This window comes from Agaribacter marinus, assembly GCF_030160655.1.
Lineage (GTDB): Bacteria > Pseudomonadota > Gammaproteobacteria > Enterobacterales > Alteromonadaceae > Glaciecola > Glaciecola marina.
On the sequence record NZ_BSOT01000005.1, the window covers coordinates 1,882,890 to 1,899,990 of the forward strand.

Here is a 17,101-nt window from a genome sequence, read left to right on the forward strand (position 1 = left end):
CTCAATTTATGTATTTGAGTAGGGTTTGCCACCATGTTAGCGACAAACCTAAATTTTTTAAACACCCCAAACAACGAGTATTAGGGTACATATACAATCGAAAATTATAATAAAATTCGACGGATATCCGACAATGCATCGCTTAAGTGCACAGCAAATTTACACGCTAATGCACCATCTATCACACGGTGATCATATGATAGTGATAACGGCAACATTAGACGAGGCTGAAACTCTTTTCCATCCCACTTAGGCTTCATTTCACTTTTCGATACACCAAGAATGGCGACATCAGGCGCGTTTACGATTGGCGTAAACGCTGTTCCACCGATTCCGCCTAGGCTAGAGATAGTAAAACAACTGCCTTGCATGTCTTGTGATTTAAGCTTGCCATCGCGTGCTTTAACACTAATATCCATAAGTTCTTTAGAAAGCTCAATAATTCCTTTCTGATCCACATCACGGACAACTGGCACAACTAAGCCCCCAGGAGTGTCCACTGCAATACCAATGTGATAATACTTCTTCTGAATCAGGGCTTCACCGTCTGCAGATAAACTAGTATTAAAGGTAGGGTAAGCTTTGAGTGCATCGGCAACCGCTTTCATCATAAAGACTAGCGGAGTGATTTTCACACCAAGCTTACGTTTTTCAGCAATCACGTTTTGCTGCTTACGGAAAGCTTCTAGTTCAGTGATATCCGCTTCTTCAAACTGCGTCACATGAGGAATCGTCACCCAGTTTCTGTGTAAGTTTGGACCAGACAGCTTTTGAATGCGCGTAAGCGGCTTTTCTTCAATTTCGCCAAATTTACTGAAATCGACTTTCGGTTGAGCAAGTACTTGCAATCCACCGCCGCTTGCAGCCGGTGCCGCGCTGCCACGCGGTTTAGCCAACTCGGCTTTAACGTATGCTTGCACATCTTCTTTTATTATACGACCTTTACGTCCAGAGCCAGCAACAAGGCTCAAATCGACACCAAATTCTCGTGCAACACGTCTAACTGATGGCGAGGCATAAACTTTGCCGGAGCTTTTAGTTGCTCTTGTGGGTGCAGGTGTTGACTTTGCAGGTGCTGGCGCAGAAGGGGCGGCAACTGGCGCACTTGGTGTAGAAGGTACAGTCGACGCAGCAGCAGATGCAGCAGGCACAGCACCGGCCACTTCTAAGGTAAGTACTAAAGAGCCTTCAGATACTTTATCACCAACACTGACCTTTAAATCTATAATTTTACCGGCTTGCGGCGCAGGTACATCCATCGTTGCCTTGTCAGTTTCGAGGGTAATTAAACCATCTTCTTCTTCAACGCTATCGCCAACGCTTACAAGCACGTCGATGATTTCGACATCACTTGCATCGCCAATATCCGGTACAGTAACGTCAATGATTTTACTTTCGGTAGCTGTGGCAACGGGCGCAGGCACGGATTCTGGTGCTTGAGCGACTGCTGGCGCATCTGAAGCACCACCAGATGTTTCTAGTATTAGTACTAGAGACCCTTGTGAAACCTTATCACCCACAGCAACCTTCAATTCAATTACTTTACCAGCTTGAGGCGCGGGTACATCCATGGTTGCTTTATCAGTCTCAAGTGTAATTAAACCATCTTCTTCTTCAACGGTGTCACCAACGCTTACCAAAAGTTCGATGATTTCAACACCTTCGGCATCACCAATATCAGGCACAGTGACTTCAACCGTCGTGCTACCTCCAGAAACGGGGGTAGCTGTTTCAACAGGCGCGGCAGGTTCAACTGGTGCAGGCGCAGCAGTTGGTGCAGCTTCGGCAACTGGCGCATCACTAGCTTCCGCCGCTTCTTCTGCCTTACCTAACACATCACCCTCTTTGATTTTATCGCCCACTGCAACGCTAATCTCTTTTATCACGCCATCAAATGGGATAGGAATATCCATGCTTGCTTTGTCGCTTTCAACAGTCACAATTGATGCTTCTGCTTCAACTTCGTCACCAATGGCGACGCAAATTTCAATAATTTCTACTTCATCCCCACCAACGTCAGGAACTAAAATATCAACTAAATTTGCCATTTTTCGTCTCTCTATGCGTATAGTGGGTTAAGTTTATCGCCATCAATGGCTAGGTCTGCGCGCGCTTTTTCAAGCGTTTTGGCATCAACATCACCTGCTTTAAATAGCTCATAGAGTGCAGCGTAAGCAACGTTATTAGCATCCACTTCAAAATGGCTACGCAAGTTTTCACGGCTATCTGAACGACCAAAGCCGTCAGTACCTAATACGCGATACTCTCCGGGTACATAGTTACGCACTTGCTCAGCGTATGACTTAATATAGTCAGTCGCCGCAACGGTTGGTGCGTCAAAGCCTTTAGCTAACAATTCAGTAATGTATGGAGTCTTTTGTTCAGCGCTTGGATTACGCATATTGTAACGGTCACAATCTAAACCGTCTCGTCCCAATTCATTGAAAGACGGTACGCTATATACTTGCGACGTAACACCATAGTTTTCAGCAAGCAATGTAGCGGCTTCACGGACCTGTACTAAAATTGTGCCAGAACCAAGTAGCTTAACTTGTTTCTTAGATTTAGCGTCACCTACTGTATCCAACAAGTAAATACCTTTTAAGATACCTTCTTCACTGCCTTCGGGCATTGCAGGTTGTGCATAGTTTTCGTTCATTACCGTAAGGTAATAAAAGATGTTTTCTTGGTTAGTCAACATACGGCGAATACCGTCTTGTACAATAACCGCCACTTCATAACCATAGGTTGGATCATAGCTGACACAGTTTGGAATAAGACCGGCTTGTACATGTGAATGACCATCTTGGTGTTGTAAGCCTTCACCGTTTAGTGTTGTACGGCCAGCCGTACCACCTACTAAGAAACCACGACATTGTGAATCACCCGCAGCCCAAGCCATATCACCCACACGTTGGAAACCAAACATAGAGTAATAAATGTATACAGGTAACATCGGCAAATCATTTAAGGAGTATGATGTACCTGCCGCAACAAACGATGACATTGCACCTAGTTCGTTGATGCCTTCTTGAAGTACCTGACCTTTTTTGTCTTCGCGGTAATAAGCCACTTGGTCTTTGTCTTGAGGAATATATTTTTGTCCTTCATTTGAGTAAATACCCACTTGACGGAACAAACCTTCCATACCAAAGGTACGCGCTTCATCCGGAATAATCGGTACTACGCGTTTACCCATTTGCTTATCTTTTAGCATAACGGTAAGTACGCGAACAAACGCCATTGTTGTTGAAATTTCACGTTCACCAGAGCCTTTAGTAATAGCTTCGAAGGCCTTTAAATCTGGCGCAGGTAAGGTTTCACTACTTTGCGGAAGACGTTTAGGCATATAGCCTTTAAGTGCTTCACGCTTTTCACGTAGATACTTAAGTTCAGGACTGTCTTCTTCAAACTTGTAGTAGCTCAAGTTTTCTGCTTCTTCGTCAGACAATGGAATGTTGAAACGATCACGGTACTGCTTAACCGATTCAGCTTCCATTTTCTTCACGTTATGTGCAATGTTTTTACCTTCACCGGCATCACCTAGACCGTAACCTTTAACCGTTTTAGCTAAGATAACCTGCGGACGGCCTTGCGTTTCAGAGGCTTTTTTATAGGCTGCATATACTTTAACTGGATCATGACCCCCACGGTTTAAACGCCAAATGTCTTCGTCAGACATATTTGCAACCATTTCTTTAAGTTCAGGGTATTTACCAAAGAAGTTTTCTCGCGTGAATGCTCCACCTTTGGCCTTAAAGTTTTGGTATTCACCGTCAACTGTCTCGGTCATGACATCAAGTAATTTACCTGAACTGTCTTTTGCTAATAATGAATCCCAGTAACGTCCCCAAATAACTTTGATAACTTCCCAGCCTGCGCCACGGAAGGTCCCTTCTAATTCTTGGATAATTTTACCGTTACCGCGCACAGGTCCATCTAGGCGTTGCAAGTTACAATTGATTACAAATGTTAGGTTGTCTAACTTCTCGCGAGACGCAAGACCGATTGCACCTAAACTTTCCGGCTCATCGACTTCGCCATCGCCCATAAAACACCATACACGTTGATCTGAGCAGTCTTTTAGGCCGCGATTGGTGAGGTACTTCAAGAAGCGGGCAAGGTAAATTGCCTGCATTGGCCCAAGGCCCATTGATACGGTAGGGAACTGCCAAAAATCAGGCATTAGTTTAGGGTGAGGATAAGAAGAAAGGCCTTTGCCATCGACTTCTTGTCTAAACATATCAAGTTGATCTTCGCTTAAACGGCCTTCGATATACGCACGAGAATAAATCCCCGGAGATACATGGCCTTGAACAAAGAGATAGTCGCCGCCATTGTCTTCGGTTGGTGCTTTAAAAAAGTGGTTAAAACCCACATCGTAAAGCATCGCTGACGAAGCAAAACTTGAAATATGACCACCTAATTCTAAATCTTTCTTAGAACCACGTAGCACCATCATCAATGCATTCCAACGAATAGCGTTGCGAATTTTTTTCTCTATGGTCTGGTCGCCGGGCATGGTGGGCTCTTGACCAACAGGGATGGTATTGATATATGCAGTTGTGGCGTCATATGGCAAGTGCGCGCCGCTACGACGTGCCTTTTCTATCATCGACTCTAAAAGATAATGTGCGCGATCAACGCCCTCTTCTTCTAAAACTGCTTCTAATGCATCTAACCATTCCTGTGTTTCAATTGGATCCACATCCGGTTGTTTCATTTCAGCCATAGTTATTTCCTATTCTTTTGTTCAAATAAACCCGGCAAGCATCACTTGCCGGGTTTGTTAAAAAGTCACCTTTCGGCTTATTCGGTAGTAATTATTCGTCTTAACGAACGCTGCACATTGGCGTCTCGTTTATTAATATCTAACAGTGTTTTTTCGACAAACGCTAAGTGTTGATGACTAGCATTTCTTGCTTTAACAGGGTCACCACTAACAATAGCTAACACGATGCCTTTTCGTTGCTCTGCTATCTGAGATTCTACGTTAGTTTCACTACGAAGCATCGCGAGATTGCGTTTTATGTTGTCCACTAGCATTTCTTGCATCGCACGCATTACATGCAGTAACACCATATTGTGCGCCGCTTTTGCCATTGCAAGATAAAAGTCTCCTAAGGCTTGCGCTTCCTCATCCGCACTAATATCAGCGCCATAAGTAGGCAATGCATCTAAAGCCACTTGCAAGGCTTTATAATCATTCGGCTGACCTCGCAAGGCCGCATAAAATGCTGCCATCCCCTCTAAAGAGTGGCGAAATTCTAAAAGGTCAAATTGTGTTTCTGGGCGTGATGCAACGAGGGCTAAGAGAGGGTCAGTCATGCGGCTACTTAAACTAATAGAAACAAATGTGCCGCCGCCTTGTTTTCGCTCTATGAGCCCCTTAGCGGTAAGGTTTTGAATAGCCTCACGTAAAGAGGGTCTTGATACTTGAAACTTCTCAGCTAGTAGTCGCTCAGGCAGGAGTTTTTCGCCAGCAACAAAAGTACCGTCTAGAATCATTGATTCTAAACGTTCCGTGATTACATCGGACAATTTCGGCTGCTTAATTAGGCTTGACATCCTATCCTGTTGTCAATGGTAATACCAATTAACCAAGCAGTTTAGGCGATATTGAAATTAAGGTAAAGCTTTTATCGTACTAATCCGACCATAGTGGCTACTGCAACCGCCATTAGTACAAAGACAATATTGCGTTTTACTAACTTTACTAATTGAAGCGGCTCACTTAAGTGACTATCGCAATTTGATACGTCTTCCGCCGCTTTTGAGACTTTGGCCAATGCGTCATAGGTATTTATTTTAGGCTCCGTGACGACATGCATCCATGCGGTTAGGGCATTTGAGAAATGACCAACAATGAGAAAACCCAATGTTGTCATTCGTACTGGTATCCAATCTAACGCAAATAGTATCTTATCTGCCGGTGTTTCATCGAGCACTCGGTTATTTTTCTGCTTACACTGAAGGCTCAATTCCTTGATTATTGAGTAAAAAACTAAACCCGGCACGCCGAGCAAAACAAAAAACAACATAACAGATGCATACTGACGGTAATTAACCAATACTAACTGTTTACCGACATTGCTCAATTCTCCACCTTGGTTACCAAAATTCATACTGTGTAAAACACAGGCCTGAAAATCTTCTCTATTGGCTGCAGCAAGATATTGTTTATAAGTATTTCGAGTAATAGGGCAGCCTAAACAAATCCAGAGAACAAAAAGGCTGACAACAAACTCAAAAACTAGAGGAAGCCAAGCGAATAACAGCACAAATAAAAGTGCAGGGATACCCGCTAGTAACAGACTAGAAACGTATGATGGTTTGTCGCTTGTCTGTTGATTATCATTTTTTTCGTCGCTTTTTTCGTCGCTTTTTTCGTCGCTAGTAGTAAAACCCTTATTGCCCGCCCAGTCAAAATATTGCTGGGTTAATGTGCCAATATGGAATGTCTTTGACTTAGATGTCACTCGCTCGAGGGCCATCACAATAAGTAATGCAAATAAAGTCACGCGCTTGCTCTTAAGAATTTTTATAAAGTGAGTATAATTGCCAGCCATAAAGGTGCAATCGGTTTTTCACAAAATAATAATGAACGTAGATTACAAAATAAATATAAAAGCAGACGTAACAAGCGCGCTCTCTGAAGACCTTGGTGGGTCTGTAGCCCTTGAAAATGATATTACTGCACAACTAGTTGATGACAACGCCATTGTGACTGCGGTAATTATTGCCCGTGAACAAGGTATTGTTTGTGGCATTGATTGGGCAAGTGAAGCCTTTATTCAACTAGACCCAACTATACAGCTTAATTGGCAAGTGAAGGATGGCGATCTGGTAAAAGAGAACCAAACATTGGTAAGTATTAAAGGCAATGGACAAGCAATATTAACGGGGGAACGCACTGCGTTAAATTTTTTACAGACACTCAGTGGCACAGCAACAACAACCTACCAATACGTAAAACTATTAGGTAGCAGTAAAACTCGTTTGCTTGATACACGAAAAACTCTCCCTAATTTGCGCTTAGCGCAAAAATACGCGGTAAAATGTGGCGGTGGACAAAACCATAGAATTGGCTTGTTCGACGCCTTCCTCATAAAAGAAAACCACATCAGTGCTTGCGGTAGTATAAAGGCAGCAATAAATAAAGCGCGCTCAATGCAGGCAGATAAGCCGATTGAAGTAGAGGTTGAAAACTTAAATGAGCTTCAACAAGCGATTGATGCGAAAGCAGACATTGTTATGCTCGATAATTTCAACACAAAACAGATCCTAGCGGCAGTAGAGCTCAACAAACAAGCCTGTAAACTTGAAGTCTCTGGCAATATAACTGACGCTAGACTTCAAGAATTAGCAAATTTAGGCGTAGATTTTGTGTCTTCTGGCGCATTGACCAAACATGTCCATGCATTAGACCTGTCTTTACTTATTAAATAATTTCAATAAGTTAAAAAAATAAAATCCAACACTTTAGCTATTCTCGGTGTCAAAACCAACACTTAGGTATGCCCCTACATACTTCACAGTGAGGTCGTCAGATCTATACTGCTTACCAAGTTGAGAGAGACAACACACACATTACGTCTCTCCCAATTCATTTAACTTGTAACTGTGAACGCGTATCAGCGCAAAGAGGAATCTATCATGTCTAACGTTAACCAACAAAAAGGTTTTACCCTAATCGAATTGATGATCGTTGTTGCGATCATCGGTATTCTAGCCGCGATTGCTTTACCGGCTTATCAAACATATACAAACAAAGCGAGAATGACAGAAGTTGTAAACGCAACGGCATCTGCAAAATCTGCTGTTGAAGTTTGTGCGCAAGTAAATAATGGCGTAGCAAACTGCGAGGCTGACAACAATGGCGTGCCTTCTGACATCCCAGTGACAGATCCACTTCCTGGTGTAGCGACTGCAGCAAACGGCATTATAACGGCCACTGCATCTAACGACTCTAACTTAGAAAACGCCGCTGGGACTGCCAATGCCACGATTACGATGACACCTGACTTTAATAATGGCCAAGTAACTTGGCTTACTGTATGTGACCCAACAGAGTTCTGCTAATACATTAGTTTAAATACTTATTTTAAAGCCCAGCTAGTCTGGGCTTTACTCTTTAAATAGTTGTTTGTTCTGAGGTACGAAAAGATGGCAAAAGCTCTAGAGATATATACATACAGCGGCGCAGATCGAAAAGGCGCAAGCAGAAGTGGAGAAATCTCTGCCAGCAACCTAACTGAAGCGAAAAGCCTCCTTCGCCGAAAAGGTATTTCAGCAACTAAAGTACGCAAACAAGCAAAACCACTATTTACTAAAAAAGAAAAGATTAAAGCAGCGGATATCTGCGTTGTGTCTCGGCAAATTGCGACAATGCTGGGTGCTGGCGTAACGTTAATTCAAAGCTTAGAAATGATTGGCCAAGGCCATGCAAATGGCAGTGTTCGCAAACTAATGGCAGAAATCACTGAAGAAGTAAAAGCAGGTAACCCCTTATCAAGTGCACTTCGCAAACATCCACTGTATTTTGATGACTTATATTGCGATTTAGTTGAAACAGGTGAACAATCAGGCGCCTTAGAAACCATATATGACAGAATTGCGCTCTATAAAGAAAAAGCTGAAGCACTAAAATCAAAAATCAAAAAAGCAATGTTTTATCCCATTGCCGTTTTGGTAGTTGCTTTTATTGTTACAACCATCTTGCTCGTCTTTGTTGTACCACAATTTGAAGAGATTTTCGCAGGATTTGGCGCGGAACTGCCTGCGTTTACACAAATGGTATTGGCACTGTCCAATTTTGTGCAAAACTATGGCGTGTTTATTCTTGCTGGCATGATCGGCGCCGGTATTGCATTTGTTCGCGCGCACCGGAAATCACAAAAACTTCGCGACACGGTTGACAAAAATATTCTAAGAATACCGGTGATTGGTGAGATTTTGAAAAAAGCATCGATTGCGAGGTTTGCAAGAACATTGTCCACAACATTTGCCGCAGGTGTACCTCTCATTGGTGCGCTTGACTCTGCCGCCGGAGCCTCAGGCAATGCTGTATTTAGAGACGCAATTTTATTTATTCGAAAAGAAGTCGCAGGCGGCACACAAATGAACACGGCGATGCGAGCCACTGGCGTTTTTCCTGATATGGTAACGCAAATGATAGCCATTGGTGAGGAGTCAGGTGCCGTTGACGACATGCTAGCTAAAATCGCGACCATTTATGAAGCTGAGGTTGACGATATGGTAGATGGCCTAACCAGTCTACTAGAACCGCTCATTATGGCCGTGCTTGGCGTTGTTATTGGTGGATTGATCATCGCCATGTACTTACCTATCTTCCAGATGGGCGCGATTGTTTAATTAACACGAATTCTGGACAAATAATTCAATACCATATTTGGCTTATGTCAATTTTTCTATTAGGCTTGGCAATCTGCTAAGCCTTTTTAGGTTTAAACACAAGATTATCTCTTAGGAACAAGCCAGTCATGACAGACATTTTCGATTTGATGGCAACATCAAGTACGGCATTTATATCAATCACATTTGTCGTCAGTTTGTTGGTCGGTAGCTTTTTGAACGTTGTTATTTATCGACTCCCCGTAATGATGAAAAGAGACTGGGAAGATGAACTTTTTTACCATCAACATCCCGATAAGCCCCTGCCAAAACGCGATACATTCAACTTAGTAAAACCAGATTCAACTTGCCCCAAATGCGGACATAAAATTCGAGCATGGGAGAACATTCCTGTCATTAGTTGGTTATTTTTAAAGGCAAAGTGCAGTCAATGCGACACCTCAATATCAGCGAGGTATCCGGCAATCGAATTGCTTACGGCAATTTTATCCGCCATCGCCGCGTGGCAGCTAGGCTATACACCGATTGGCTTAGCCTTTGTTGTCGGGGTGTGGTTATTGGTCGCGATGACCTTTATTGATTTAGATGAAATGTTGCTGCCCGATACACTTACGTTATCACTTTTATGGCTTGGCCTACTGATACACGCGTTGTTTTTGCCTGAAGCGCTAAAAGACGCGGTGTTAGGAGGTATATTTGGTTACTTGAGCCTATTTACGGTTTATTGGGGATTTAAGCTCATCACCGGAAAAGAAGGCATGGGATATGGCGATTTCAAATTACTCGCTGCACTGGGTGTATGGGTTGGGTGGCAACATCTACCTATCATCATATTACTATCTTCTGTGGTCGGCGCTATCGTTGGCATCACGCTTATGTTAAAACAGAATAAGGATGGCAATTTAGCTATCCCGTTTGGCCCTTATCTTGCGGCGGCAGGCTATCTTACTGTCTTATTTGGCGATATCATTGCTACATCGTATTTGGATATGTTGTTGTAATGAATGAGCGAATTTATTGTCGGCCTAACAGGCGGTATCGCTAGCGGTAAAACCACTGTAAGCGACCACTTTGGCGCACTTGGCGTTAACATCATTGATGCTGACATTATCGCGAGGCAAGTAGTAGCAGTTGGCACTCCAACCTTAAAGGCCATTCAAGACCATTTTGGGAATCAGGCTATTTTAGACAATGGCCAATTAAACAGAGAATGGCTTCGAAACACTATCTTTGCCCACAATGAGTCAAAACAGTGGCTAAATGAACTCATGCATCCAATAATTAGAGAAGAAATGTTGCTTCAATGTCAACAAGCAAGCTCTATTTACTGTATCCTCTCGGTGCCATTACTTATTGAAAATAAATTAAACGCATTAGTTGATCGCATATTAGTCGTCGACGTTGATCCAAAGGTTCAATTAGCGCGAGCAATGATAAGAGACGGTAGTCAACAATCGATTATTGAAGGCATTATTCATAGTCAATGCGATCGGCAAACGAGACTTGCAGCCGCGCATAATGTTATTGATAATAGTAAAGGGCTACACCAACTCAACTCGCAAATCGCTAAGTTACATGAGCAATATATACAACTTGCTCGACGTAGTTAGTACAAAGATAATAATTATTAAAAGAATATTAGGGAGAATTAGATGACGGTCGCTTTATACGAATTCCCACTTTGCGAGAAAGTGAGAAATTACTTGCGACTAGAGCAGTTGTTCTTGCAACTCCACGAAGCGAGCGAACCAGAAAGTAGCTTTCAAGCACTTCAATTTTTTGAGTTATTATTTGATTTAATCGAACTTGTAGAACGTCTTGATTTACGCGTTGATTTTATTAGAGACATTGACAGCCAAGAAAAAAACCTTATCCATTGGTCACAACACCCTGAAATTGATAGTGGTGCATTGGACCAAACCTTATTGCAACTAAAAAATTTGTTGACCCAAATAAAATTAACTAAAAAACTTGGGGCTAGCATAAAAGAAGAACGATTTTTATCTAGCATCCGTCAGCGTTTTGCTATTCCTGGCGGCGCAACGAGTTTTGATCTTCCAAGTTTATTTTGTTGGATAAAGCAAAATAGTGAAACTAAACAAACCGATATTCAGCGATGGATAAAGCACCTTAGCTTGGTCAATGACAGCATAAAGATCATTATGGCGTTTTTACGCGAGCGAGGTCGCTTCCATCAAGTAGTAGGCAAAAATGGCTTCTACCAAGGCAATGTTGAAGACAAGGTAGAACTAGTTCGGGTTAAATGCAGCAACGATCATGCATACTACCCAGTATTGAGCGGAAATACATACAGATACGGTATCAAGTTCATGCAGTTACGCCCGACAGAAGGCAGTACGGGCGCTATTGCTGAAGACATATCGTTCGAAATAGCTAGGTGCTAATAAATTTATGACGACAAAAGTAAAATGTCCCACGTGCAGCAAAAATGTCATTTGGTCATCTGACAGTATTTATCGCCCTTTTTGTTCTAAGCGCTGTCAATTGATTGATTTAGGGCAATGGGCAAACGAAGAAAATCGTTTAGCGACTGAAACTGACATCACTGATCAAACTAGTCAAGATATAGACATTGAAGAAATAGAAGCAATGCTTGCTGAGCAACAAGAAGACTTTTTTAAATCATGAGCAATATATCCACAGTTAATAAAATCCTGGTCTCAGGCGGTACCCACGGAAATGAATTGTCAGGTGTACAGGCCGTTAAATATTGGCAGAATAATAACGAAGAATTACGTAAACACTGTCCATCTGCGTTAGTTGACCTAGCACTTATCAATGAAAAGGCAATTGAAAAACGGATGCGTTATGTTGACGAAGATCTCAATCGGCAATTTACCTTTGAACGTTTAGCTAAAAACGGCGGTGCTGAGCATAATGCACTTAACCATGAACAGCAATTAGCTCAATCGATAAATACAACTTACGGGCCAAAGCACGACCCAAAATATGATTTGGTTATCGATATTCACAATACAACAAGTAATATGGGGCCATCTGTTATTCTATTGTCCTCTGACAATTTCCACATTCAAATCGCGAGATTTATTAAACAGTCGATGCCTGAAGCCGTCATCCTAGTCGAAGACCAAATTGACTATCAGGCTCACCCTTACTTTTGTACCATAGGAAAACGAGGCGTAATGTTAGAGCTTGGTCCACAGGCCCATGGCACATTAAAAGCAGCGCTTTTCTTACAAACAAAACAACTCACCGAAATCATTCTTAGATTCATTCAAACTTGGAATACCAAAGCACTCGAACCAATGCCTGAAACTACCGGATTCCGTCTTGATAAAGAAGTCCCCTATCCGACACGCAATGGCCTAAAGTCTGCAATGATCCATCCGTCCATTGATGGTGAGGATTTTAACGCACTAGCCACTGGTAGCCCTTGTTTTTTGGGCTTTGACGGCAATGATATACATTGGGAAGAAGATACAACCTATCCCCACTTTATTGGTGAGGCTGCATATCATCACTTAGACATTGCGTTTGCGACAGCCAAAAAGATTGATATTTAAAGGTTTGATGAACAAATAGATTAAATGCTTAATTAGACTGCAAATGAGAAATTATCGCGGCATTCGCTTCAGGAAACTCCAAACTGGACAAGGTTGGTAGGTTGACCCACTTAGCTTCTTGACCTTCATTGCCAGTCGCTTCACCTTTAAAAGCGTCGACAGTGAAGATATATAAGTTTACGTGTTTATCTGGGTATTTATGATTTATTTCAAACTCGAGGACTGGATCGCCTTGAACGTCAATGCCGACTTCTTCTTTAAGTTCTCTTTTTAGTGCTTCCCTTGGCGTTTCCCCAGTATCGACTTTACCCCCTGGAAACTCCCATTTGTTACCTTGGTGCTGATGAGCTGCGCGGCGACAAACAAAATATTTATCGCCATCCATTGAGTCACGCTTAATAATAATGCCAACGGCAACGTTCACTACTTTCAAAGCTAAACCTACTAAACCTAACTAAGCTTACCGTGGCACTGTTTATATTTTTTACCCGAACCGCAAGGACAAGGGTCATTTCTTCCTACTTTAGGGCCCTGCCTACTTACCGTTTTGGCTTTACTTTGCTCTTGGGCGCCGACTGGCGTAGCGCTTTTATGCTCTGCAATTTGCTCAGCTTCAGCTCTTCTGCGCTGCGCTTCTACGCGCTCCACATCAGACTCTTCCTTGACTTGCACGCGGCTGAGAATACTAATCACATCGACTTTAAGGTTGTCCAGCATTTCTGAGAATAATTCAAATGACTCTCTTTTATATTCTTGTTTTGGATTCTTTTGCGCATATGAACGTAAGTTAATGCCTTGTCGTAAGAAGTCCATCGCCGCTAAATGCTCTTTCCAATGCTGATCCAATGATTGAAGCATGATTGCCTTCTCAAACTGACGAACAACTTGGTCGCCAACAGCTTCTTCTTTCGCTTTATAAGCATTCTCAGCTTCTGCTAATACAAACTCTCTTATTTTCTCTTCATATAGTTTGTCATCATCATCTAGCATCTTTTGAATCGGCAAGTCTAGCGAGAAATCACTCTTTAGTCTTTCCTCTAAACCAGTTACATCCCACATCTCTTCTAAAGATTGTGGAGGAATGTACTGATCAATCACACCATTAATGACGTCTACGCGAATATTTGCGACAGTATCAGCTACATCACCTTCATCTAACAATTCATTACGTTGTTCATAAATGACACGACGCTGGTCGTTTGCCACATCATCATATTCAAGTAGGGCTTTACGCATATCGAAATTACGGCCTTCAACCTTGCGCTGTGCATTTTCGATAGCTCTCGATACCCATGGGTGTTCAATTGACTCGCCACGCTCCATACCAAGGCGTTTCATCATATTACCCATTTTTTCAGATGCAAATATACGCATCAACGGGTCTTCTAACGACAGATAAAAACGCGATGATCCGGCATCTCCCTGACGACCCGAGCGCCCTCTAAGTTGATTATCAATACGACGTGATTCATGACGCTCAGTACCAATAATATGTAAACCGCCAGAGGCAAGTACAGCATCATGGCGTTTTTCCCATTCCGCTTTTACCTGCTCGAGCTTTTCGTCGCTCGGCGACTTCAACTTATCAATTTCGGATTGCAGATTGCCACCTAACACAATATCTGTTCCACGCCCAGCCATATTCGTTGCAATGGTTACAGCACCAGGTAGGCCTGCTTCGGCGACAATATCAGCTTCCTGTGAGTGAAATTTTGCATTTAATACTTGGTGTTTAATTTTCTCTTTCTTCAAGATAGAAGAGAGTAATTCAGAATTTTCGATGGAGATCGTACCGACTAACGAGGGCTGCCCGCGTTCAACACAGGCCTTAATATCCGTAACAATCGCTTCATACTTTTCTTCAGCAGTAAGATAAATTTTATCTGCCATGTCGTTTCTAACCATCGGGCGGTTAGTCGGCACAACAACGGTTTCTAAGCCGTAAATATGATTAAATTCAAATGCTTCGGTATCAGCTGTTCCTGTCATACCTGCAAGTTTTTCGTATATCCGGAAATAGTTTTGGAAAGTAATCGATGCAAGCGTTTGGTTTTCATTGTTAATCTTGACGCCTTCTTTAGCTTCTATCGCTTGGTGAAGCCCTTCAGACCAACGACGCCCTTCCATCGTTCGACCAGTATGCTCATCAACAATAACGATATCGTCGCCTTTGACAATGTAATCTACATCTTTCTCAAATAGCTTGTGCGCACGAAGTGCCGCATTAACATGATGAAGTAGCGGAATATTTGCTGCGGAAAACAAGGATGTACCTTCGTCAAGAAGACCTTCTTTTGCTAACAGTTCCTCAACAAACTCTTGACCATTTTCAGTCAAGTGAACCTGTTTTGCTTTTTCATCTACGGTAAAGTGACCATCACCACGTTGGCCTTCTTCATCCTCTTTTTCCTGCACGGTAAGGTTTGGAATAATAACGTTAATACGTTTGTACAGTTCCGAACTATCTTCGGCAGCACCCGATATAATAAGCGGTGTACGTGCTTCATCAATTAAGATTGAATCTACTTCATCTACTACAGCATAATGGAGTGGCTGTTGAACCCTCTCAGCAGGGCTAAACGCCATATTGTCCCGTAGATAATCAAAACCAAACTCATTGTTTGTACCGTAAGTGATATCACAAGCATATGCTTGCTTTTTATCATTTTGATTCATACCGGGAATATTACACCCAACGGTCATGCCCAAAAATTCAAATAGGTCTCTTGCCCAGTCAGCGTCACGTTTCGCCAAGTAATCATTTACTGTAACAACGTGAACTCCTTTACCTGAAAGTGCATTCACATATGTAGGTAAAGTCGCGGTAAGGGTTTTACCTTCACCTGTGCGCATTTCGGATATTTTGCCTTGATGTAATACAATACCACCCAGCATTTGTACATCAAAATGCCGCATACCATAAACGCGTTTACTGGCCTCTCGAACTACCGCAAAGGCTTCGGGTAAAAGTGAGTCTACAGACGCACCGTCAACCATTTTTTGCTTGAACTCAGCGGTTTTTGCTTTTAGTTCTTCATCGCTAAGTTTCTCAAAAACCGTTTCAAACTCATTGATTTGATTAACAGTCTTGCGTAATTTCTTAAGTAAGCGATCATTTCGCGTACCAAAAACCTTTTTAAAAATACTTCCAAACATGCTGAGGAGTTATCCGGATTCGATTGACATTAAAAACGCGCCATAATAGCACTGATGTGGCAGTTATGACCAGTATTGAGAGAGAATTATTATGGGTAGTAGAATAGTGCTACGCCACCTACAAAGTTTGCTTATTTATAGATATATGGTAACGGGTCTACTTGTTTACCATGTTTGATGACTTCATAGTGCACATGCGCCCCTGTCGAACGACCAGTATTACCCATTTTAGCAACAACTTGGCCTTTAGTAACAACATCACCAATACTTACCGTAAGTGTATCATTATGACCATATCTTGTTTTCAGACCATTTCCGTGATCAATTTCAACTAAATTGCCATAACCATATCGACTGCCTGACCAAGTGACTACGCCGGCACCTGTCGCAACAACGCCACTGCCAGGTTTACCTGCAAAATCAATCCCTTTGTGCATGGCTGGTTTGCCAGTAAAAGGGTCTTTTCTAATGCCGTAATATGATGACAACCAACCTTTATCAACAGGTCTTCCCGCTAATTTGCTCTCTTGTTCTATATTGAGGCCAATCAGAATAGATTCAAGAGCATTTAGTTGCTGAATTTTAAATTCTAATGCGTCTGAAAGCTTTTCAATTTTTTTCGTTAAGCGATGTTCAGCGGCGATCTCTTGGGCAGTATCAACCGGCAAGACAAAATCGTCTACTGACAAACCAGCCTGTTCAGCTAGGTTCTTACCAATGATATCCAGTCTTTCTAACTGTACCTGCATGCTCGCTAACTGCCCAACCATGCCATCAACTTGTTGCTCAGTGTCAACTTTCAATTGATTGACAACTTTAGTCTGCTCTTGCAAACCGGTTTTAATCACGTTTAGCCTTACTTGATTCTCATAAACAGATTCGGTTGTTCTACTCGAAACCAGCATCACTAACGATACTAGTACAAGACCACTAATTAGCTTGCGCATTGAAAAGCGCGTCGCATAGCGTGTCTCTTTTCCTTTTACCAGTATGGTTATCTTCATGGTTTAATCTCAAATACGTCT

15 protein-coding genes are annotated in these 17,101 nt (G+C 42.3%); 8 read left to right on the plus strand and 7 right to left on the minus strand.

Annotation, left to right across the window (positions count from 1 at the left end; genetic code table 11):
* Positions 1-104: 104 nt before the first annotated feature.
* The 4 genes from aceF to ampE form a co-directional block, all read right to left on the minus strand.
* Positions 105-2,048 (minus strand): pyruvate dehydrogenase complex dihydrolipoyllysine-residue acetyltransferase, encoded by a 1,944-nt coding sequence (gene aceF / locus QQK00_RS09895; protein ID WP_284217341.1) that lies wholly within the window; start codon positions 2,046-2,048, stop codon positions 105-107.
* A gap of 11 nt (positions 2,049-2,059) precedes the next feature.
* Entirely contained in the window at positions 2,060-4,732 is a 2,673-nt protein-coding gene (gene aceE, locus QQK00_RS09900; protein ID WP_284217342.1) for a pyruvate dehydrogenase (acetyl-transferring), homodimeric type, read from the minus strand.
* Positions 4,733-4,809: 77 nt separating this feature from the next.
* The gene (locus QQK00_RS09905; protein ID WP_284217343.1) at positions 4,810-5,568 is read right to left on the minus strand and encodes a GntR family transcriptional regulator; all 759 of its coding nucleotides are present in this window, start codon (positions 5,566-5,568) and stop codon (positions 4,810-4,812) included.
* A 71-nt stretch (positions 5,569-5,639) separates the two neighbouring features.
* Positions 5,640-6,521 (minus strand): regulatory signaling modulator protein AmpE, encoded by an 882-nt coding sequence (gene ampE, locus QQK00_RS09910; RefSeq protein ID WP_284217344.1) that lies wholly within the window; start codon positions 6,519-6,521, stop codon positions 5,640-5,642.
* Positions 6,522-6,600: 79 nt separating this feature from the next.
* Here ampE and nadC point away from each other — a divergent pair, with 79 nt between their 5' ends.
* From nadC to QQK00_RS09950, 8 genes are all read left to right on the plus strand, one after another.
* Entirely contained in the window at positions 6,601-7,449 is an 849-nt protein-coding gene (nadC, locus tag QQK00_RS09915) for a carboxylating nicotinate-nucleotide diphosphorylase (RefSeq protein ID WP_284217345.1), read from the plus strand.
* Positions 7,450-7,656: 207 nt separating this feature from the next.
* Entirely contained in the window at positions 7,657-8,082 is a 426-nt protein-coding gene (locus QQK00_RS09920) for a pilin (protein WP_284217346.1), read from the plus strand.
* Between the two features lie 84 nt (positions 8,083-8,166).
* Positions 8,167-9,375: a type II secretion system F family protein gene (locus QQK00_RS09925; protein WP_284217347.1), complete on the plus strand. Its 1,209-nt coding sequence runs from the start codon at positions 8,167-8,169 to the stop codon at positions 9,373-9,375.
* Positions 9,376-9,503: 128 nt separating this feature from the next.
* Positions 9,504-10,376: a prepilin peptidase gene (locus tag QQK00_RS09930; protein WP_284217348.1), complete on the plus strand. Its 873-nt coding sequence runs from the start codon at positions 9,504-9,506 to the stop codon at positions 10,374-10,376.
* Between the two features lie 3 nt (positions 10,377-10,379).
* Positions 10,380-10,985 (plus strand): dephospho-CoA kinase, encoded by a 606-nt coding sequence (gene coaE / locus QQK00_RS09935; RefSeq protein WP_284217349.1) that lies wholly within the window; start codon positions 10,380-10,382, stop codon positions 10,983-10,985.
* A 42-nt stretch (positions 10,986-11,027) separates the two neighbouring features.
* The gene (gene zapD, locus QQK00_RS09940) at positions 11,028-11,780 is read left to right on the plus strand and encodes a cell division protein ZapD (protein WP_284217350.1); all 753 of its coding nucleotides are present in this window, start codon (positions 11,028-11,030) and stop codon (positions 11,778-11,780) included.
* A gap of 7 nt (positions 11,781-11,787) precedes the next feature.
* Positions 11,788-12,024: a DNA gyrase inhibitor YacG gene (gene yacG / locus QQK00_RS09945; protein ID WP_284217351.1), complete on the plus strand. Its 237-nt coding sequence runs from the start codon at positions 11,788-11,790 to the stop codon at positions 12,022-12,024.
* On the plus strand, positions 12,021-12,920 hold the full coding sequence (locus tag QQK00_RS09950) for an aspartoacylase (protein ID WP_284217352.1): 900 nt from the start codon (positions 12,021-12,023) through the stop codon (positions 12,918-12,920). Before yacG ends, QQK00_RS09950 begins: the two co-directional genes overlap by 4 nt.
* Before the next feature lie 28 nt (positions 12,921-12,948).
* Here QQK00_RS09950 and mutT read toward each other — a convergent pair whose 3' ends face one another.
* The 3 genes from mutT to QQK00_RS09965 form a co-directional block, all read right to left on the minus strand.
* Positions 12,949-13,344 (minus strand): 8-oxo-dGTP diphosphatase MutT, encoded by a 396-nt coding sequence (gene mutT, locus QQK00_RS09955; RefSeq protein WP_348521152.1) that lies wholly within the window; start codon positions 13,342-13,344, stop codon positions 12,949-12,951.
* 26 nt (positions 13,345-13,370) lie between these two features.
* On the minus strand, positions 13,371-16,076 hold the full coding sequence (gene secA / locus QQK00_RS09960) for a preprotein translocase subunit SecA (protein ID WP_284217354.1): 2,706 nt from the start codon (positions 16,074-16,076) through the stop codon (positions 13,371-13,373).
* Positions 16,077-16,207: 131 nt separating this feature from the next.
* The gene (locus tag QQK00_RS09965) at positions 16,208-17,080 is read right to left on the minus strand and encodes a M23 family metallopeptidase (protein ID WP_284217355.1); all 873 of its coding nucleotides are present in this window, start codon (positions 17,078-17,080) and stop codon (positions 16,208-16,210) included.
* Positions 17,081-17,101 lie beyond the last annotated feature (21 nt).